Origin of the sequence: Humisphaera borealis (assembly GCF_015169395.1) — a bacterium.
Lineage (GTDB): Bacteria > Planctomycetota > Phycisphaerae > Tepidisphaerales > Tepidisphaeraceae > Humisphaera > Humisphaera borealis.
Genome location: NZ_CP063458.1, coordinates 1,346,511 through 1,366,584 on the forward strand (window position 1 = coordinate 1,346,511; position 20,074 = coordinate 1,366,584).

Consider the following 20,074-nt stretch of genomic DNA (forward strand, 5'->3'; position numbering starts at 1 on the left):
GAATTGTTCGCGTGCGCCGGACCTTTGCAGCATCAACCTTCCGTCCGCCAAGGCGGACCCTACTATGGACCTCGGCACCAAGAGTACCGCCCGGCGTCAGGAGATTCGTAAGAATCGCCCCGACGCCCAGCCACGCGACTGGCAGCAGTTGCGTGAGCGTGGAATTCCGCAGTCGATCACGATTGCGGTTGCCTTCTTTCTGCTCGCGACGGCGATCATGCTGTTGCGGCAGAACGTGGTGCCCTACCGCCCGGGCCAGCCGGTGACGCATGACATCGTCAGCCGGGTCAAGTTCAGCTACTACGACGAAAGCAAGTTCCGCCTCGCGCAGACCGAGGCATCGACCCGGGAGCCACGGGTGTACAAGGCCGACGACGAGGCCTGGCAGTCGCTCGAGAAGGACCTGCTGTCGCTGCCCATCCGCATGAGCGCGGCGACCGAGCCTCCCGACGAACTGGCAAAGATCTTTGACGACGCCGGCTCGCGCACCGCGCTGAGGCAGTTCGGCGCACCCGACGCCGCCAGAACCTACGAAGACACCGTCAAGGCTTTCCTGCAGGGCCTGATCGAGTACCGCAACAAGTCGGCGTCCAATCATCCGCTCGTCCTGATTCCTGCCGACGAGTACCGCGAGGAACGAACCCGCGGCCGGATCAGGATTGGTACCGATACGCCCATCCCGCTGAGCCACGTGTATGCCGTCGACGACCGCGCACAGCTGGTTCCGATTCTGCAGGGACTGGCTGAGAAGGCTTTCCCGCTGGCGCTTCAGGGGAAGATGGTCGAGTACTCCTTCGGCCGGTTGAAGCCGACCCACTTGGTCGATACCCAGGCCACCGCCTACCGCAAGAACGAGGCGTCGTCCGCCATCCTTCGGAGCGCCGGCAATCGCAATGTCGTCCCGACCGAAGTCCTGGTTTCCCGGCTCAAAGGCGCGCTCGACGACGGCGACGTGTCGCTTCTGCGCGCGGAACACGGGGCGTACCTGGATTCGCTCAAAGGCTCGGCCTGGAAGCAGTATCTCGGCGTCGCCGCCTGCACGCTGATCATCACGTTGGTCATGGCGGCCTACATCGCGGCGTTCCAGCCGCGGGCCGTGAAGAACTATGCCCGCGGCGGCGCGATCGCCGGGCTGATGCTCGCGATGCTCCTGCTGGCCACTCTCGCCGGCATCGGCAACGGCCCGATCTACCTCTTCGGCACAGGTCCCACGCTGCTGGTGGCGATGATTCTGGCGATCGCCTACGACCGCCGATTCGCGATGGGCATCGCAAGCCTGCACGGGTTGCTCGTGACCATCGCGTTGGACCAGCCGGCCTCGTTCTTTCTCGTGCTCTGGGTCGGCGTACTGATTGCCGGCTTCCTGCTGGACGACGTCCGGACGCGGAGCAAGCTGGTCGAGGTCGGCGGCGCCGCGGCGATCGCGATGATGTTCGCCACCGGCGCGTCGGGAATGCTCGACATGGAGTCCGGCCGCTTCGTGCTCCGCAACTGCCTGTACACCGGGGCGGCGGGAATCGCCGCCGGCTTCATCGTCCTGGGCATCCTGCCGTTCATCGAAAAGATCTTCCGCATCACCACCAGCATGACGCTGCTGGAACTCGGCGATCCCAGCCAGCCGCTGTTCCGCCGACTGCAGGTCGAAGCGCCCGGCACCTACAACCACAGCCTGCAGGTTGCGAACCTTGCCGAGGCCGCCGCCAAGGCGATCGGTGCCGATTCGCTCCTGTGCCGCGTCGCCGCCTACTACCACGATGTCGGCAAGATCAACAAGCCCGATTACTTCGTCGAGAACCAGATCGGCGGCCAGCAGAATCGCCACCTGAACCTCGACCCGAATCTGTCGCTGCTGATCATCGTCGGGCACGTGAAGGACGGCATTGAGCTGGCCCGAGAATACAACCTGCCGACAAGCATCATCCCGTTCATCCAGCAGCATCATGGAACGACCGTGGTCGAGTACTTCTATCGCCGGGCCTGCTCGCAGCAGGAGCAGCGCGATCCGACGACTTCGATCAGCGAGCACCACTACCGCTACGAAGGACCTCGTCCGCGGACGAAAGAGGTCGGCATCATGATGCTCGCCGACTGCGTCGAGAGCGCTACGCGTGCACTGGGCGATCCGAGTCCGGCCCAGATCGAAGGCCTCGTCCGCGACCTTACGATGCGACGGCTGCTCGACCGTCAGTTCGATGAGTGCGAACTGACGATGAAGGAGCTTGAGCTGATCCAGCGATCGCTGATCAAGACGCTCGCCGGCATGTATCACGGCCGCATTCCATACCCGAGCCAGCAACAGACCGCGCCGGAAACGATGCAGACGACCATCGGGCAGATTCGTCCGACCGGTACCGCTTAGTCCGCCGAATGCTCATTGCCATCTGAACCAACCTCACGGATCGCGTCGAGCTGTTTTGGCTCGCGGTGATCAGGCGAGAATTTCCTTGACGACCTTTCCGTAGACATCCGTCAGCCGGAAGTCTCTTCCGCCGTAGTTGAAAGTCAGCCTGGTGTGGTCGAGGCCAAGCAAGTGGAGGATGGTCGCGTGCCAGTCGTGAATGTGGACCGGCTTCTCGACGGCCTCGTAGCCGACATCGTCCGTCGCTCCGTACGCCATCCCACCCTTCATACCGCCGCCGGCCATCCAGGTGGTGTAACCTTTGTTGTTGTGGTCGCGTCCACTGCCGCTCTGGCCGTAGGGCGTTCGACCGAACTCGCCGGCCCAGATGACCAGCGTGTCGTCCAGCATGCCCCGCTGCTTCAGGTCGGCCAGTAGCCCGGCGATCGGCTTGTCGGTCGCCGTCGCGCTGTCGGCGAGCTGCTTGTCGATCATGAAGTGGTGATCCCACGTCGCAGGTGCGGTGATCTCGACGAACCGCACGCCCGCCTCGGACAGCCGCCGGGCCATCAGGCACTGACGGCCGAACCGGTCGGTCGGCTTGCCCGATCCGATGCCGTACAACTGGCGGATCGATTCCGGTTCGGCCTTGAGGTCCATCACATCCGGCACCTCGTCCTGCATGCGAAACGCCAGCTCGAACGACTCGATCGCCCCTTCGATCTCCGGGTGATAGACATCCCGATGCAGCTTGTGCTGGTTGAGGCTGCGAATCAGGTCAAGCTGCGCCCGCTGAACGTTGCGATCGGCCCCCGCTTCGCCAAGGTTCTTCATCGGCGGGCCGGGGATCTCGTCTTTCTTCAGCAGCGCGGCATAGAAACCGGGAATCTGATTGCCGCCGAGCTTTGTCCCCTGAAAGATCGGCGGAAGGAAAGAACTTCCGTAGTTGCGCGCCCCGCCGTTGTCGGTCGGCGGATTGATCGTGACGAAGCCGGGCAGGTTGGCGTTCTCGCTGCCCAGACCGTAGATCGACCACGCCCCGACCGAGGGCCGGGTGAACTGGAAGCTGCCGGTGTGCATCTGCACGAACGCCTGCGAGTGGTTCGGCAGGTCGGTGTGCATGCTGTTGATCATGCACAGGTCGTCGGCATGGGCGGCCAGGTGCGGAAAGACCTGCGAAAACCAGAGGCCCGATTTGCCGTGCTGCGAGAACTGGTACGCCGACCCCAGCAGCTTTGCCCCGCCGCGGCCCGACATCGCTTTGCCGGAATTCTTCTGCAGTGCCGGCTTGTAGTCGAACGTATCCACGTGCGACGGACCGCCGTTCATGCATAGAAAGATGACGCGCTTGGCGCGGGCAGGGAAATGAACTGCCTTGGGAGACAATGCCCCACCGGCCGCGCCGCTTCCGGCGTCCTTCGTCGCCGCCTGGCTCGCCAATCCGGCGAACGCAAGGTAGCCGAAGCCCGACGCAGCAGACTTGAGCGCATGTCGGCGAGAGAACATCATCGGTAAACTCGAAGCGGTTGCGGTGTACATACGGTTCAACTCCGATGACAAGCGGATCGATGGTGCAGACCGCTCCGTTACGATAGAAGCATCTCCCGGCTGTATACCGTCGGAAACGGTCGGCGCGGCAGGTGAGTCGCTGGTTTAGTCGCGTCTGGTTCGGTTGGCTTCTGTCGCGCGTTAGCAAGACGAACCAAACTCCATCCACCCATGATCGAACCTCTCCTATCCGATCAGGCCTTCCTCGACGACGTCGACGCGACGCTCAAGCTGCCCGGGCAGATTCACCTCTGGTGGCTCGGACAGAGCGGCTACCTCCTGCGCGTCGGCGGGCGATCGATCGTGATCGATCCCTATCTGTCCGACTCACTGACCGTCAAGTACGCCGCCACTGACAAGCCGCATACGCGCATCAGTCGCCGGGTTGTAGATCCGGCGAAACTCGGATTCGCCGATGTTGTCCTTAGCAGTCACGCGCACACCGATCATCTCGATCCCGAAACGCTGCGACCCCTGCTGGCGGGGCGAACGCCCGGGCCGTTCGTCATCGCGCCGGCGGCTATCCTTCCGCTGGTCGCAGAGCGAACGGGTCGAACCATAGGTGACACCAGCCTCGTCGGCGTTGATGCCGGGGTTTCGACTTCGTTCTTCGGCATGACCATCACCGCCGTAGCCTCCGCCCATGAAACTGTCGAGCGCGACGAGCAACGCCGCTGCCGGTTTCTCGGCTTCGTCATAGATGTCGGCGGCTTCCGCATCTACCACAGCGGCGACACCATGCTCTACGACGGCCTCGTCGAGACGCTGCGACCGTTTGACCTCGACATCGCCCTGCTCCCGATCAATGGCCGCAAACCCGAACGCCGGGTCGCCGGCAACACCAACGGCCGCGAGGCGGCCTGGCTGGCAAAGGAGATCGGTGCCGGGTTGGTGATTCCCCATCACTACGACCTTTTCGCGTTCAACACCGCCGACCCGGCCGACGAGTTCATCCCCGAGTGCCAACGGCTGGGACAGCCTTACCGCGTGCTGCGCCTCGGCGAACGACATTCGGCCGACTTCTCCGCCTCCGGCGTAGAGAAGCGCTGAATCGATTTCGCTGCTCGAATGAAACTCCCTCACCCGAAGAACGCCCACAACACGCTCGTCAGCAGTGCCAACCCGAATCCAACCCACACCCAGATCGGCCAGCCCCGGGACAGCTCTTCTTCCATCACATAGTGCCCGCACTTGGGGCAGCGCTCGGCGTCTTCCAGGATCATCTTCCGGCAGTTCGGGCAGGCGACCAGATCGGGCTCGTCGCTGCGGCGAAGGTCGACGGCATCGGGGCCTTCAGGATGGAGGTCCTGGTCGTCGTCAGTCACATCGGCATCGACGTCGTCGACCTCGTCAGCGTCCTGGTCATCGTCTCGATAGCCACCAGCTCCGGAAGGTCCGTCGTCGCTGTAGGACGTCGATTCGACGCCTTCGTCGTCGTCAGGACGCTTGCGGTGATAGTCTCGGTCCTGCCATCCCATGCGCGCCTCCGATCTTCGTCCTGCCGCCGATCAAAACTCCCGCAGCGCCGCCCGGGCCGCATGGTAACCGCACATGCCATGCACGCCGCCGCCGGGAGGCGTGCTGGCCGAACAAAGATACAGACCCTTCGCGGGCGTGCGGTACGGATTCCTGCTGAGCACCGGCCGCGCGAAGGTCTGCCAGAATGTCGATGCCCCGCCGGCGATGTCGCCGCCGATCAGGTTGGGGTTCCATGCGGCAAAGTCGGCGGCCGTCGTGACCTTCCTGGCGAGCACGCAGTCGCGGAAGCCCGGCGCAAACCGCTCGAGCTGCGCCTCGATGCGTTCGGTCACGTCGGCCGTCGATCCGTGCGGCACATGAGCATAGGCCCAGAACGTCTGCTTGCCTTCAGGAGCCCTGGTCGGATCAAACCGCGACGCCTGCACCGCCAACACGTAAGGCCGCGGCGCACACCGTCCGTCCCACGGAAATTGCTCGGCGTCGGCGATGTCGTCGAAGGTTCCGCCGAGATGAATCGTTCCGGCCCTGCCGACGTCGGCGCATTTCCACGGCACCGGCTGCGACAGCGCGTAGTCGATCTTGAACGCGCCCGGTCCGTGGGCGTAGTGCATCAGCTTTTTGACGTACGCCGGCGGAAGCCTTGAGCCGGCGATGGTGGCCAGGTTGCGCGGCGCGACATCACACAGGATGACCTTCGCCGCCGGGAGTTCGTCGAGCGAACGGATGTGCCGTCCCAGTTCGATCGTTCCGCCGAGCGTCCGCAGGTGTGCCGCCAGCGCGTCGGCCAGTTTCTGCGATCCGCCCTTGGCGACGGGCCATCCGCCGGCATGGGCTGCGGTCATCAGCACCAGGCCGTACGCCGCCGATCCCATCCATTCCATCGGAAGCACCGAATGTGCTGCACAGCCGGCGAACAGTGCCTTGGCGGCGGTCGTCAGGAAGTTCTGCTCGACAAACGCCCGCGCCGATTTCATCGCCTTCATCCCGAATCCCGCCATCAGCAACGGGTGCTTCGGAAATGCCAGTGGAGACGACAGCAGCTGTGGCGACAGCTTCGACCAGTGCCGGGTCATCAACTCGAAAATGTTCCGATAGTGACCGCCGTCACGGCCGAGCTGCTCGGCCGTCTGTTCCACCGAACGGTGCAGCAAAACGGCCGACCCGTCGTCCAACGGATGCGCGACGGGGATCTCCGGGTGCACCAGTTCCATGCCGTAGTCGCTCAGCGGCAATGACGAGAACAACGGCGACGCCAGGCACAGCGCCTGCACGGTAGAACAATGGTCATGCACGAAGCCGGGCAGAGTCAGCTCGGCCGACCGCATGCCACCGCCGACGGTGTCGGCCGCCTCGTAGACGATGACGGATTTTCCGTTGCGTGCCAGTTCGATCGCCGCCCCAAGACCGTTCGGTCCCGAGCCGATGACGATCGCGTCGTAACTCTTTGCAGTGGTGCTGGTCATGTGGGCCGCTGTGATAGCGGAGGATCAGTCCGCTGGCTACGGGTTGGAATCTGAAAGCTGGTTTCCCGACGATGCCGACAGATTCCGTGCTCCTGTTAAGTGATCGCGCCGGCCCGCGCAATTTTTCAGCCGCCGGGGCGTCGTAGATGTCGATTCGACAAGTTCATCGATCGTCCTGACCCTGCGGAGAAGCCATGCGTGCCTTTGCCCTTCTGTTCATCCTGCTGTCGGCGTTCGGAGCGCGGCCGGCGGCTGCCGCGACTGCCAAGCCCAATGTCATCCTCGTCCTGATCGACGACATGGGCTGGGCCGACTTCTCCTGCTTCGGCAACAAGGCGGTCAAAACGGAACAGATCGACCGCCTGGCCGCCGAAGGACTTCGCTTTGAGCAGTTCTACGTCAATTCGCCGATCTGCTCCCCGTCGCGAACGGCCCTCTCGACCGGGCAGTATCCGCACCGCTGGCGGATCACCTCGTTCCTGAACAACCGCAAGAACAACGACGACCGGGGCGTCGCCCAGTGGCTCGACCCTAAAGCGCCCATGCTCGCCCGCACGCTTAAAGGTGCCGGCTACGCGACCGGACACTTCGGCAAGTGGCACATGGGCGGCCAGCGCGACGTCGGCGAAGCGCCACTGATCACCGAGTATGGCTTCGACGCGTCGCTCACCAACTTCGAAGGCCTGGGCCCGCGCTTGCTTCCACTCGGTAATGCGTTTGACGGCAAACCGCCGAAGAAACACGCGCTCGGCTCCGACCTGCTCGGCCATGGCCCGATCACCTGGGAAGACCGCGCCAAGATCACCGCGTCGTACACGACGGCGGCGATCGAGTTCATCAAGAAGTCCTCCGCCGCCGGTACGCCCTTCTACGTTAATCTCTGGCCGGATGACGTCCATTCCCCGTTCTTCCCGCCCGAAGCGCAACGCGGCGACGGCAAGAAACAGGCGCTGTACAACGGCGTGCTCCGCACCATGGACGGGCAACTGGGCATTCTGTTCGACTTCATCCGGGCCGATGCCGGGCTTCGCGACAGCACGCTGATCCTGGTCTGCTCCGACAACGGCCCCGAGCCGGGCGCGGGCAGCGCCGGCCCCTTTCGCGGCAGCAAAGGAATGCTGTACGAAGGCGGCGTCCGATCGCCGCTGATCGCCTGGGGCCCCGGGCTCATGAAACATTCCGGAGCCGGCAAGAGCATTTCCCCCGGCAGCGTCAACAAGACCTCGTTCCTGGCGGCGATCGACTTGGCCCCGAGCATCCTTGCGATCACGGGCACTACGCCACCGGCAGGCGTGGAATACGACGGCGTTTCCATGGCTGATGTCCTCCTGGGCCAGTCGGAGCGGTCTCGCGATAAGCCGCTGTTCTTCCGCCGACCGCCGGACCGAGGCGACTTCGGCGGCATTACCAACCTGCCCGACCTGGCCGTCCGCGACGGCAAGTGGAAACTGCTGTGCGACTACGACGGCTCCAATGCGCAGCTTTACGACCTCGAAACCGACCGCGGCGAGACGGTCAACCTCGCCGGGAAGGACCCCGCCCGCGTCCAGACCCTGACCGCCGCGGCGATCGCGTGGCACAAGTCCATGCCGCCGGACAATGGGGCAACGTATCGCCCGGCGAAGTAAACGAGCGTGTCCAAGGGAAGAAGCAATCGCGACCGTTTAGCGGTCGCACCGCAGGTGCACGTTCTGTGCGATGCCCGACACGGCATGTCCCTTTCACACTCTGCCAAACGAACCCAAGACCGACTTCGCCAAACGATGGACTTCCCCCCAAATAGTGGGCGCGCCGAACGAAGGCCATAATGGCCAACGCAAGGAGTGTCCCAATGAGCAAGAAGCATCCGAACAACGGCAACCCGTCGAGCAACCCGAGATTGCCGAACGAACCCAAGATCGCGTGGTGCCACGGGTCGGCGGTACCCCGCAGACCCGTGCGCGGACCGACCGTCGGCACGGGTCTCCGGCGTACCGGCGACCTGTGGCACCAGATCGACCTCACTTCGCTGAACGAACCCGACATTGCCGAACGAACCCAAGGTGGCCGAACGAACCCGAGCGTCGGCCATCGAGCCTGTCACACCGCAGCGTCCGAGCCTTTCTCACGAACCGACGCCCTCCTCTCCTTGACATATATGTTAGCTTAATGTATGGTATATGCAACGACTAAATCTCCGCTCCCCGCGTCGGGCATCACGATCGTGACGTCGCGCTGTTTTCCTTCGCCGGTGGGTCAGGCCGGCGGGCTTCTCGGCTTTTCAGCCACTCGATTTGCCCGCGCCCCTGCGATACCTTCCGCCCCATGGCACTTCACCCTCTGGCCGGCAAGCCGGCGACCGCGGAACTCCTGATCGACGTCGCCAAGCTCGAGCGCGAATACCTCCAACGCACCCCCGATGTCAGCGACCCCCGGCAGGCCGTCAGCTTCGGCACGAGCGGCCATCGCGGCACCTCGCTCGACGGCACCCTCACCGAGCCACACATCCTGGCGATCACCCAGGCGATCTGCGAGTACCGCAAGGGCAAGGGCATCGACGGCCCGGTCTACATGGGCAAGGACACCCACGCTTTGTCGGCGGCGTCGCAGCGGTCGGCGCTTGAGGTGCTCGCCGCCAACGGGGTCGAGACGATCCTGCAGGCCGGCGACGGCGTGACGCCCACCCCGGTCGTCTCGCATGCCATCCTGACGCACAACAAGGGACGCAAGACCGGTCTCGCCGACGGCATCATCATCACGCCGTCGCACAACCCGCCGCAGGACGGCGGCTTCAAGTACAACCCGCCCAACGGCGGCCCGGCCGACACCGACATCACCAAGTGGGTGCAGGACCGCGCCAACGAACTGCTCAAAGGCGGCAACGCCGGCGTGAAGCGCATCTCGCTCGAAGCCGCGTTCAAGGCCGCCACCACGCACCAGCAGGATCTGGTTCAGCCCTACGTTCGCGACCTGTCGAGCGTGATCAACATGGACGCGATCCGCGGCTCGGGCCTCAAGCTCGGGGCCGATCCGCTCGGCGGCGCATCGTCCCCCTACTGGGGACCCATCCGCGACACCTACGGCTTGAACATCGATATCGTCAACACCAGGGTCGACCCGACGTTTTCGTTCATGAGCGTCGACCACGACGGCAAGATCCGCATGGATTGTTCCAGCCCGTACGCGATGGCCGGGTTGGTGAAACTGAAGGACAAGTACCAGGTCGCATTCGGCAACGACCCCGACGCCGATCGGCACGGCATCGTGACGCCGTCGGCCGGCCTGATGAACCCCAATCATTACCTGGCCGTCGCGATCCGCTACCTCCTGGGCAATCGCCCGCAATGGCCGACGTCGGCGGCAGTAGGCAAGACGCTGGTGTCGAGCGGCCTGATTGATCGCGTGGTGGCCGACCTGAAGCGAACGCTGTACGAGGTGCCGGTCGGATTCAAGTGGTTCGCGCCGGGATTGTATGACGGCTCAGTCTGCTTCGGCGGGGAAGAGAGCGCGGGGGCGAGCATGCTCCGCCGCGATGGTACGGTGTGGTCCACCGACAAGGACGGCATCATCCTGGCGCTGCTGGCGGCGGAGATCACGGCCGTCACCGGCAAAGACCCCGGCGTGCACTACAAGGAACTGACGGCGAAGTTCGGCACGCCCTACTACACCCGCATCGACGCCCCGGCCACGCCGGACCAGAAGGCCAGGCTGCAGAAGCTGTCGCCCGAGGCCGTGAAGGCGACCGATCTGGCCGGCGATCCCATTTTGGCACGCTTGACCAAGGCCCCCGGCAACAACGCGTCCATCGGCGGACTAAAGATCACAACAGCCAACGGCTGGTTCGCCGCCCGGCCGTCGGGGACGGAAAACATCTACAAGATCTATGCCGAGAGCTTCAAGAGCGACACTCACCTGCAGTTGATCGTTGCCGAGGCACAGAAAATCGTGAGCGATACGCTGTAGCAAGTGCATCACATCGCGAACGAGGAACTCCGATGGAAAACCGCTGCTTCTGCGTCTCCGACACAGCGCCCAGGCTCGTAAGCCTCTTGAGTTCCCCGTTTCAACACGAGCGCACACAGTGCGGCCAAGCCGCAGCAGAAGACAGAAGCCACAGAGGCACTGAGACACAGAGGGGTTTTCGACCGATGTGCTGCTTTGCGGGAAGTCGGGATGGATTCGCAGAAAATCGGCGGATGCTATTGGCCCTCTGTGCCTCTGTGCCTCTGTGGCTTTCTCTGATGCGCGCGGGGGTATCAACAAAGATCACAAAGAAGAGAATTAGATTTTTTCGTAATCTTCGTGACTTCGTGGTGAGATCGAACCTCGTAAGGCTAGCACTCTTCTGTTGTTTTCTCGGAATTGCATCATCAGTTGCCGCCGCCGACGCGATGGTCGCTGACGACGCCAAGGGGATCGCATTTTTCGAATCCAGGATCCGTCCGGTGCTGGTCAAGCATTGCTACAAGTGCCATTCGGTCGAAACGGGCAAATCCAATGGCGGACTGCTCCTCGATTCGCGCGAGAAGACGCGCGCCGGTGGTGACACCGGCCCGGCGGTGGTGCCCGGCAAACCGGAGCAGAGCCTCCTGCTGACCGCGATCAGCCACACCAATTCCGATCTGAAAATGCCGCCGAAGAAGGATCGGCTGCCGCCTGCGGTGATTGCCGACGTCAAGGCCTGGATTTCCATGGGGGCACCGGACCCGCGCAAGGAAGCGGCCGGCACCGTCACGGCCGCCCGTCCGCCGGTCACCGTGGAAGAGGGCCGCAAGTTCTGGGCCTATCAGAAGCCGGTGGCGGTCGCCCCACCGGCGATCAGTATTCCCCCCTGGGCAAGGAATGAAATCGACGCCTTCGTCATTTCGAAGCTCGAGGCTTCCAATCTCAAGCCGTCACTCCATGCCGCCCCGGGGACGTTCCTGCGCCGGTTGCATTACGACCTGGTCGGTCTGCCGCCGTCGCCAGAAGCACTTGCCGCTTTTTCTGCCCGCGGCAGAGTTGACGGCGTAGAAAAGGCGATTGAGACCGAAGTCGACGCGCTGCTCGCGTCGCCGCGGTTCGGCGAGCGCTGGGGCCGCCACTGGCTCGATGTCGCCCGCTTCGCCGAATCCAGCGGCAAAGAGGCCAACATCTCCTTCCCGTACGCGTTCCGCTACCGCGACTACGTGATCGATGCGTTCAACGACGATGTGCCGTATGACCGCTTTCTAACCGAACAGATCGCCGGTGATTTGCTGCCGGCAAGCGATGACAAGGAACGGGCGAGGCTGCTTATCGCAACCGGGTTCCTGGCGCTGGGGCCGAAGAACCTGGACGAAGCGGACCCCAGGCAGTTCGTCGCCGACCTGGTGGACGAACAGATCGACACCGTCACCCGCGCCGTGCTGGCCAACAGCGTGGCCTGCGCCCGGTGCCACGATCACAAGTTCGACCCGTTCTCGATGCAGGACTACTACGCGCTGGCCGGCGTTTTCGGCAGCACGCGCACGTTCTTCGGCACGTACGTCACACCGTCGAATCGCATCGCCGGCGATCCGCTGGTGCTGCCGAAGGGCGCTGGCGCGCCAATCTTTCACGCCGGCATTCCGCCGCAGCAGGTCGAGAAGCTCAAAAAGCAACTGGCCGACCTGAAGAAGGAAGACGCCGACCGCCGAGCCGCGGCCATGCGGGCTTCCATGACCGGCGGCGACCCGGAAAAGTTTTACTCGATCACCGATGCTCTGCGGATCTTCTGGACCAGCGGCGGGATTGAAGGCCAGCTCGAAAAGGTGGACGAAAACGGCGCGCCACTGCCCCTGGCGATGGGCGTGACGGACGGCGCACGCATCGCCGATGCTCCGTTCATGGAACGCGGCGACGTCGCCCGGCCGGGCAAGCCGGTGCCGCGCGGCTTCCCCCGCGTGATCGAGATCGAAAGTCTGTCGAAGCTTCCCGCCGACCGCAGCGGCCGACTGGAGTTCGCCCGCTGGCTGACCCACCCCGACAACCCGCTGACCGCCCGCGTGATGGCCAACCGCGTCTGGCGGAATCTCTTTGGCGCGGGGCTGGTCGCGACGGTCGACAACTTCGGCTTCAGCGGAGAACGCCCGAGCCATCCGGAACTGCTCGATCACCTCGCCGTCCGGTTCGTCGCTGGCGGCTGGTCGGTGAAGAAGCTCGTCCGCGAGATCGTCCTGTCGCGCACCTATCGCCAGTCGTCCACGTACGACCCGGCGGCCTTTAAGGCGGATCCCGACAACCGTCTGCTCTGGCGCTTCCCCAAGCGGCGGATGGACGCCGAGGCGATCCGCGACGGCATGCTCGCCGTCTCCGGAGAGTTGAACGAATCGCGGCCGGCCGGTTCACTGGTGGCCAAAGAGATCGGCGATCGGCCGATCTCGCTCATCGGGCTGGACCCGAAGATCCCGAAGGATCTGGACGGCTCGCTGCATCGATCGGTGTACCTGCCGGTGTTGCGCGACACGTTGCCCGATGTGCTCGACCTGTTCGATTTCGCCGAGCCGAGCCTCGTCACCGGCGATCGGCAGACCACGAACGTACCGCCACAGGCGCTCTATCTGATGAACGGCCCGTTCGTGAAGGCGCGGGCGGCGGGCCTGGCCAATCGGATCGCCGGCGAGAAGGACCCGGCATCGCAGGTACGCAGCGCCTTCCTCCTGTGTTTCAGCCGGGAACCCGACGCCGAGGAATTGAAATTGGGTATCGCATTCATTGGCGGTGGTACGAAGGAATCGAGTAAGCCGATCCTGACGGCGTATTGCCAGGCGCTATTGGCCACGGCGGAGTTCCGGAACGTGGATTAAGGTGCTGCACCCGCTCCAACTCGACCTGAAGGTTTGGTTTCACTCCCAAGTTTCTCATGAGGTTGAAGGCCGCACACCGGGATTGTGAATACGGATAGATTCCGCTCTTCGGCCTGAAGAGTCGGAATCGCTCAGCCCGGGGCAACGCCCCGGGTCATTGTGATGCAATCCGTGCGGCCTGAAGGGCCGCGATCGACCCGCTCGGACGTCGCGCATCGCGGACTTTCAGCCCGCATCGTTTCGGATCGTCGGAACCCAGGGCGTTGCTCTGGGCTGAGCGATCCCGGCCCTTCAGGCCGAATGCGGCGACGATCACCGCATCGGCGTTCTGTTCTCGGAGCCGTCATGAAGGAACTATTCTGAACGGACGCGATCATTTCTGCTTCTACTTCGTGTCTTCGTGCCCTTCGTGTTAAAAGTGGCAGTCGAGCGGCGTTACCTTCGCTACCCATGTTCCTCATGTCCTCCAAAACCGAACCCATCCTCCGTCATGCCACCCTCGACGATCAGGACGAGATCGCCGAGCTGATCTGCATTTCCACCAACTACTGGTACCGCTCCAGCGGTAAGCCGCCAATCTTCAATCGCGGGCCGGAAACCTGCCGGGTATTCTGGGACATCTACGAAGCGATGGACCCAGGGCGGTGTATCGTCGCTGTCGAGCCGCGAACCGGTCGGCTGATGGGGTCGTGCTTCTATCACGCGCGGCAGACGCACTATTCACTGGGCATCATGAACGCCCATCCGAACTACTTCGGTCGAGGTGTCGCCGGCCGGCTGCTCAAGGCGATCACCGACCTCGCCGACGCCGAGGGCAAGCCCATTCGGCTGGTTTCCAGCGCGATGAACCTCGATTCGTTCTCGCTCTACACCCGCGCCGGTTTCAGCCCGCGGGCGATCTACCACGACATGATCATCCCCGCCGAGCGCGTCGTCGCCGGATTGGACGGCGTCGATCGGTCGCGCGTGCGACCGGCAGTCGCCGCCGACGTGCCCGCGATCGCCGCCCTGGAGTGGAAGGTCAGCCGAATCCGCCGGGATCATGACTGGCGGCACATGATCGAGAACAAGGCCGGTGTCTGGAGCGTGTGGGTGTCGCCGGTGGGCAACGGCGAGTTAAACGGTGCGCTGGCGTCGATCAACCATCCGGCCAGCAACATGCTCGGCCCTGGCATCATGACCGACGACGACGCCGCCGCCTCCCTGATCGCCGCGGAACTGACCCGTCGCGGCGGAACGACGCCGCCGCTGTTCCTGGCGCCCGCCGCCCGTCCGGGGCTGATTCGAAAGCTGTACGACTGGGGTGCAAAGAATATCGAACTGCACCTGCATCAGGTGCGCGGCGAATCGGTACCGTTCGACGGCGTCGCGATGCAGACGTTCATGCCGGAGACGGGGTGAATGCCCATGCCACTAGAACGCGGAGTTTGCATGAGAATGAAACACGTCCTGATCGGCCTTCTAGCACTATTCCTCGGCGTGCCGGCCTCGGCGGCGCTGGTAGCCGACGGCCGATACCTTTACGTCGCCGTGCCGGGCATCCGCGACTACCTGGAGTTTGGCGGGCATGGCGTTCTGGTGTTCGACATCGAGGCCGGTCACAAGTTCGTCCGCCGCATTCCCGCCGCCGGCGTCGATGACAAGGGTAAGCCGATCAACGTCAAAGGTGTCTGTGCTTCGTCAGCTACCGGGCGGCTCTACGTCAGCACGATCAAGACGCTCACCTGTTTCGACCTAACCACCGACAAGATCCTCTGGGAAAAGCCGTACGAAGGCGGCTGCGATCGCATGTCGATGACGCCGGACGGTAAGGCGATCTATCTGCCGTCGTTCGAGAAGGCGCACTGGAACGTGGTCGATGCGATGACGGGCGACGTGATCACGAAGATCACCCCCAACAGCAACGCCCACAATACGGTCGTCGGCCTGGACGGAAGCAAGGCGTACCTCGCCGGGCTCAAGTCGCCGCTGCTGGAGGTTGTCGACACGGCGACGAACAAGACCATCCGCCAGGTCGGACCGTTCGCCAAGCCGATCCGCCCGTTCACCGTCAACGGCCGACAGACGCTCGCGTTCGTCAACGTCAACGACCTGCTCGGGTTCGAGATCGGCGACATTGCCACGGGCAAGAAGCTCCATCGCGTCGAAGTTCAGGATTTCAAGATCGGTCCGGTCAAGCGGCATGGCTGCCCGAGCCATGGCGTCGGTCTGACGCCGGACGAGAAAGAGGCGTGGGTGTGCGACGCCTACAACCAGCGATTGCACGTTTTCGACCTGACGCCGATGACCGCCACCATTCCGCCGAGGCAGACGGTGAGCATTCCACTGCGCGAGCAGCCGGGCTGGGTGACGTTCAGCCTCGACGGCAAGTATGCCTACCCCAGCACGGGTGAAGTGATCGACGTCGCGACGAAGAAGATTGTCGCCACCCTGGCCGACGAAAAGGGCGGACCGGTCCACAGCGAGAAGATGGTGGAAGTGCACTTCGGCGGCGGGAAGGTCGTGAAGACGGGGGATCAGTTTGGGCTGGGGCGGGTGGCGAAGTAGGCGGGCGAAAGCGGGGAAGAGAGTCAACATCCTGCGGTACTCCGAAGGACCTTGAACCGCCAGGCGCAATGCACCGGACGTCGGAAAGCGATCCGACGTCCAACGCTTTCGGCCGCGGTCTGCAAGGCCTTTCCGAGTACCTCAGGGTGACAGAGCTACACTCACGAAGCGGGTGCCGGTACGCCACTCACACCTTTGCCCAGGTGGCTTTCTTGAAGTAGGTGAAGAACTGGCTCGCGGTGAAGGTGTAGTACCCGTCCTGCGGGTTGGCGTCGTTGCCGGCGCCGTCGTAGCCCCAGGGGTTTCGCACGGTGATCGTGCCGCCGGCCGTATCGACGCTGTTGACCACGTACAGGTGTTGGTTGACGTAAGGCAGGCCGTTGGGCAGCGCGTTGATCGACGACGCCACCACCGCGCGGCCCTGATTCATCTGGCTGGCGATCGATGCGAGCACGTTGGTGCCGCTGGTGCCCCAGAAGTCGGCATTCTGCGCGGCCAGGGCATCGAAGGGTTCGCTGGATCGGCCCAACTCCAGGATCGCGTAGGTGCCGCCGTCGAAGTAGCGGTGGTAGGCGAACGCCTTTTCCATGATCGCAACCCAGATCGAGTTGCCGTTGCCGAGCTTGGCGTACTTGGGTGTTCCGTTGACCGCCGGCAGGTCGCCGTCGACGCGGTAGTAACTCGCCACGCCGCTCCTGAAGAACCGCACGGCGTAGGTGCCGTCGCCGAGATCAACGACCGATTGGCGGATGCGGTTCGCATTTACCTTGGCGGTCGCCGACAGGCCGCCGACGAAGTAGCAGTCGCCGACGTCGCCCTGGCGGATGTCGTTCATCCTGATGCCGGCCGCGCCGAACAGCGGCCGGTCGCGGAAGCTGACGTACGGGGCGAGCGCGATCGGGTCCATCAGGTTTTGGCCGACGAGCACCTTGCTCGGCCGTTCCTGGAGCGTCTGGCCGTTGTTGCGGATGACGTTGTTCTCGAACTGGCTGACAAAATGGAAGTTACTGCCGGCATACTCGGCTGTGTCGCCGTCCATGTTCAGTTCGGTGGTGCGGGCATCATCCATCCAGAAGCTGTCGATGCCCTTTTCGCCCCAGAGGCGGTCGCTGGTACCGCCGCCGATCGAAACCAGGACGTCGTCGCCGTCGCCGCCGAGGAGGAAGTTGTTACCCGCCCCGCCGTATACGCGGTCATTGCCGGCGTTGCCGTAGACGACGTCGTCGCCGCCGTCGCCGTACACCGCGTCGGTACCGCCCATGCCTTCGATCGTGTCGTTGCCGTCGCCGCCGCGGCAGGTGTCGTTGTCGGTGTAGAAGATCGCGTAACTGACGGAGGTCGTTTTGGTCAGGCTCATCGCTGTCGAAGCGGTCGAGAAGGCCGGACTGGGAGCCGCCGTGGAACCGGTGGAGAAGGTCACCCGCTGCAGGTTGGCATTGATGATGACAGGGCCGATCGGGTCGGCCTGACCGTTGCCGTTGACGTAGTCGTTGTCCTGCTCGCCGTCCACGTAGTCGTTGCCCTGTCCGCCGTAGAGGATGTCGTCGCCGAACCCGCCCAGGAGGGTATCGTCGCCGCTCATGCCGCGAAGGGTGTCGCCGCCGCCGGAGCCGCGGAGCAGGTCGTTGCCGGCACCACCGTCGAGGGTGTCCGGGCCGTTGCCGCCCTTGAGGGTGTCGTTGCCGTCGCCGCCATTGAGGAACGCCGGGATGGTGATCAGCTCCGAGACGGCGATCTGGTCGTTGCCGGCCAGGCCGTTGACGGTGACGGCGAAGACGGGCTGGTTGGCGTACGTGGTGGTAACGCCGTTGAGCGTGACCTTGATCGCCGAACCCTGCTGGCTGACGTTGATCACGTCATTGCCGGCGGTGCCGTTGACCGTGACGTTAAAGTGCCTGCGGTCTTCCAGGCTTTCGAGAACCGCGGCGGCCAAGCGGGAAGATTCACGGCGGGCTGACGCGGTCTTCATGGGCGAACTCCATTGAAACGGATGTCGGACGGCAAACGTCTTCAAGGAACACCGTAGCCCGCATCTGACGACCGGCAAACGAGCCGGAACCGGTCAGCCCTGATCAGGTCTGCTGGTCTGTGTGGTGCCGAAACGCCCCGGTACGGATCTGAAATGCCGGCAGTATTCAACGCGGCGACGCGCCAGCATTACCGTATACCGGCGGCTCCCGACATTGGCTCCGATCTTGAAGCGAACTACACCTGACGCTGGAGGAACTGTGAGAAAGCGGGCTTTGGCATCGTTCGGCGGCATCCTGATGGTCACGGCTTTGGCTTCGCCGGCGAATGCCGAAGTGAAGCTGCCCAACGTCCTCAGCGACCACATGGTCCTGCAGGCCGACCGGAAGGTGCCCATCTGGGGCGCGGCGACGGCCGGCGAGAAGGTCACCGTCAAGTTCCGCGACCAGCAGAAGGAGGCAACCGCCGGCAATGACGGCAAGTGGCGCGTCGAGCTTGATGCGCTCAAAGCCGGTGGTGCGGCCGACGAGATGACGGTCTCGGGCACGAACAAGCTGGCCATTAAAAACGTGCTGGTCGGAGAGGTATGGGTCGGCTCCGGGCAGTCGAACATGGCCGGTGCCGTCGGCAGCTACGCCAAGAACGACCCGGTCCTGGCCAAGCTCGCCGAGGCGACCTACCCGACGATTCGCATTCTCAAAGGCAACGGCAAGTGGGCCGAGGCCGATCCCAAGTCGCTCCCGGGATTCTCGGCGATCCTGTTCGCGTTCGGGGTGAACCTGCAGAAGGAACTGAACGTGCCCGTCGGCCTGATGGTCGGTGCGGTGGGTGGTACGCCGTCGGGTCACTGGCTGTCGGAAGACGCGCTTCGCAGCGACGAGGCGGTTAAGGGCCAGATCGCCGAGTCCGCTAAGACGTATGACCCCGCCAAGCAGCAGAAGGCGTACGAAGTCGCGCTGGCCAGGTGGGAGAAAGATGTTGAAGCCGCTAAAGCGGCCAAGAAGAATCCGCCACGCAAGCCGGAAGCCCCGACACCGCCGGGCGCTGTTCGCGGCGGCAAGGAGGGCAAGGCCGGGCATCTCTACGAGGCACACATCCGCCCGATGATGCCCCATGCCATTCGCGGCGTGCTGTGGGACCAGGGCGAAAGCGGCACGGCGGTCGCCGGTGTCGATCAGTACGTGCTCATGGGCGCGCTGATCAAAGGCTGGCGCAAGGAATGGGGCCAGGATTTCGCGTTCATCTACGTTCAAAAGCCCAGTGGCCTGGGGTGTGCCTGGGACCCGACCGAGCCCGTCACCGACAAGGCCGACAAGTTCGAGCCGCTGCCGGCGGCCGTCCCTGCGGACGGCGCGTATCGCGAACTGCACGTTCGCATCATGGAGCACCCGAACACGTACATGGCGATCTCGAGCGACCTGGGGCCGATGACCCACCCGACCAACAAGTCGGGCTACGGCGCACGCTCGGCACGCGTCGCGCTCGGCGCCGTGTACGGCAGGAAGGTCGAAATCTACGGACCAAAGTACAAGTCGCACACGATCGATGGCGGCAAGATTCGCATCAGCTTCGATCACATCGGCCAGGGCTTGGCGTTCAAGCATGGTGACAAGCTGCAGGGCTTCGCAATCGCCGGGGCCGACGGCAAGTACGTCTGGGCGGACGCGGTGATTGATGGTGACGCGGTTGTCGTTTCAAGCAAGACCACCGCCCAGCCCAAATCGGTCACGTATGCCCTGGCGGCGCGGCACACCTGGGCCAACCTGTTCAATAAAGACGGGCTTCCGGCGTTACCTTTCAAGATCGATGTAGCGAAGTAGATTTCGTCGCGAGACAGGTTCGCTATCGAAGATTGAATGGCTCGATCGGGTGGCATGGGCAAGCGAGTACATTTGCCCATGCCACCCAGGACGTCCTACAGAAACACGGAACTGACATCGGAGAAT

12 protein-coding genes are annotated in these 20,074 nt (G+C 63.8%); 8 read left to right on the top strand and 4 right to left on the bottom strand.

Annotation, left to right across the window (positions count from 1 at the left end):
• The first annotated feature begins 64 nt into the window (after positions 1–64).
• Positions 65–2,359, top strand: a complete 2,295-nt coding sequence (locus tag IPV69_RS05010) for an HD family phosphohydrolase (RefSeq protein WP_206293819.1) — start codon at positions 65–67, stop codon at positions 2,357–2,359.
• Between the two features lie 69 nt (positions 2,360–2,428).
• On the opposite strand, the gene IPV69_RS05015 is transcribed toward IPV69_RS05010, so the two are convergent.
• Positions 2,429–3,844 (bottom strand): DUF1501 domain-containing protein, encoded by a 1,416-nt coding sequence (locus tag IPV69_RS05015; protein WP_390884395.1) that lies wholly within the window; start codon positions 3,842–3,844, stop codon positions 2,429–2,431.
• A 213-nt stretch (positions 3,845–4,057) separates the two neighbouring features.
• Between IPV69_RS05015 and IPV69_RS05020 the strand changes: the two genes are divergently transcribed.
• Complete coding sequence (locus IPV69_RS05020; RefSeq protein WP_206293821.1) at positions 4,058–4,936, top strand: MBL fold metallo-hydrolase; 879 nt, start codon at positions 4,058–4,060, stop codon at positions 4,934–4,936.
• A 29-nt stretch (positions 4,937–4,965) separates the two neighbouring features.
• Here the strand turns inward: IPV69_RS05020 and IPV69_RS05025 are convergent, their stop codons facing one another.
• Positions 4,966–5,364, bottom strand: coding sequence for a zinc ribbon domain-containing protein (locus IPV69_RS05025; protein WP_206293822.1), 399 nt, complete (start codon positions 5,362–5,364; stop codon positions 4,966–4,968).
• Between the two features lie 30 nt (positions 5,365–5,394).
• A complete protein-coding gene (locus IPV69_RS05030) occupies positions 5,395–6,828 on the bottom strand; it encodes a phytoene desaturase family protein (RefSeq protein WP_206293823.1) in 1,434 nt (477 codons plus the stop codon).
• A 194-nt stretch (positions 6,829–7,022) separates the two neighbouring features.
• Between IPV69_RS05030 and IPV69_RS05035 the strand changes: the two genes are divergently transcribed.
• From IPV69_RS05035 to IPV69_RS05055, 5 genes are all read left to right on the top strand, one after another.
• On the top strand, positions 7,023–8,456 hold the full coding sequence (locus IPV69_RS05035) for a sulfatase-like hydrolase/transferase (protein WP_206293824.1): 1,434 nt from the start codon (positions 7,023–7,025) through the stop codon (positions 8,454–8,456).
• A 676-nt stretch (positions 8,457–9,132) separates the two neighbouring features.
• Complete coding sequence (gene pgm, locus IPV69_RS05040) at positions 9,133–10,770, top strand: phosphoglucomutase (alpha-D-glucose-1,6-bisphosphate-dependent) (protein ID WP_206293825.1); 1,638 nt, start codon at positions 9,133–9,135, stop codon at positions 10,768–10,770.
• Between the two features lie 428 nt (positions 10,771–11,198).
• Complete coding sequence (locus tag IPV69_RS05045; RefSeq protein ID WP_206293826.1) at positions 11,199–13,613, top strand: PSD1 and planctomycete cytochrome C domain-containing protein; 2,415 nt, start codon at positions 11,199–11,201, stop codon at positions 13,611–13,613.
• Between the two features lie 459 nt (positions 13,614–14,072).
• Positions 14,073–15,014: a GNAT family N-acetyltransferase gene (locus tag IPV69_RS05050; protein ID WP_206293827.1), complete on the top strand. Its 942-nt coding sequence runs from the start codon at positions 14,073–14,075 to the stop codon at positions 15,012–15,014.
• Between the two features lie 36 nt (positions 15,015–15,050).
• Positions 15,051–16,160, top strand: coding sequence for a YncE family protein (locus IPV69_RS05055; protein ID WP_390884396.1), 1,110 nt, complete (start codon positions 15,051–15,053; stop codon positions 16,158–16,160).
• Between the two features lie 187 nt (positions 16,161–16,347).
• Here the strand turns inward: IPV69_RS05055 and IPV69_RS05060 are convergent, their stop codons facing one another.
• Entirely contained in the window at positions 16,348–18,129 is a 1,782-nt protein-coding gene (locus tag IPV69_RS05060; RefSeq protein WP_206293829.1) for a C2 family cysteine protease, read from the bottom strand.
• A gap of 259 nt (positions 18,130–18,388) precedes the next feature.
• Here IPV69_RS05060 and IPV69_RS05065 point away from each other — a divergent pair, with 259 nt between their 5' ends.
• On the top strand, positions 18,389–19,948 hold the full coding sequence (locus IPV69_RS05065) for a sialate O-acetylesterase (RefSeq protein ID WP_206293830.1): 1,560 nt from the start codon (positions 18,389–18,391) through the stop codon (positions 19,946–19,948).
• Positions 19,949–20,074: the final 126 nt, after the last annotated feature.

Excerpts from the sequence above, each read along its gene's own strand:
- pgm (WP_206293825.1), top strand. The coding sequence starts at position 9,133 with ATGGCACTTCACCCTCTGGCCGGCAAGCCGGCGACCGCGGAACTCCTG.
- IPV69_RS05060 (WP_206293829.1), bottom strand. The coding sequence starts at position 18,129 with ATGAAGACCGCGTCAGCCCGCCGTGAATCTTCCCGCTTGGCCGCCGCG.
- IPV69_RS05010 (WP_206293819.1), top strand. The coding sequence starts at position 65 with ATGGACCTCGGCACCAAGAGTACCGCCCGGCGTCAGGAGATTCGTAAG.
- IPV69_RS05050 (WP_206293827.1), top strand. The coding sequence starts at position 14,073 with ATGTCCTCCAAAACCGAACCCATCCTCCGTCATGCCACCCTCGACGAT.
- IPV69_RS05055 (WP_390884396.1), top strand. The coding sequence starts at position 15,051 with ATGAAACACGTCCTGATCGGCCTTCTAGCACTATTCCTCGGCGTGCCG.
- IPV69_RS05035 (WP_206293824.1), top strand. The coding sequence starts at position 7,023 with ATGCGTGCCTTTGCCCTTCTGTTCATCCTGCTGTCGGCGTTCGGAGCG.
- IPV69_RS05045 (WP_206293826.1), top strand. The coding sequence starts at position 11,199 with ATGGTCGCTGACGACGCCAAGGGGATCGCATTTTTCGAATCCAGGATC.
- IPV69_RS05020 (WP_206293821.1), top strand. The coding sequence starts at position 4,058 with ATGATCGAACCTCTCCTATCCGATCAGGCCTTCCTCGACGACGTCGAC.
- IPV69_RS05030 (WP_206293823.1), bottom strand. The coding sequence starts at position 6,828 with ATGACCAGCACCACTGCAAAGAGTTACGACGCGATCGTCATCGGCTCG.
- IPV69_RS05025 (WP_206293822.1), bottom strand. The coding sequence starts at position 5,364 with ATGGGATGGCAGGACCGAGACTATCACCGCAAGCGTCCTGACGACGAC.
- IPV69_RS05015 (WP_390884395.1), bottom strand. The coding sequence starts at position 3,844 with ATGTTCTCTCGCCGACATGCGCTCAAGTCTGCTGCGTCGGGCTTCGGC.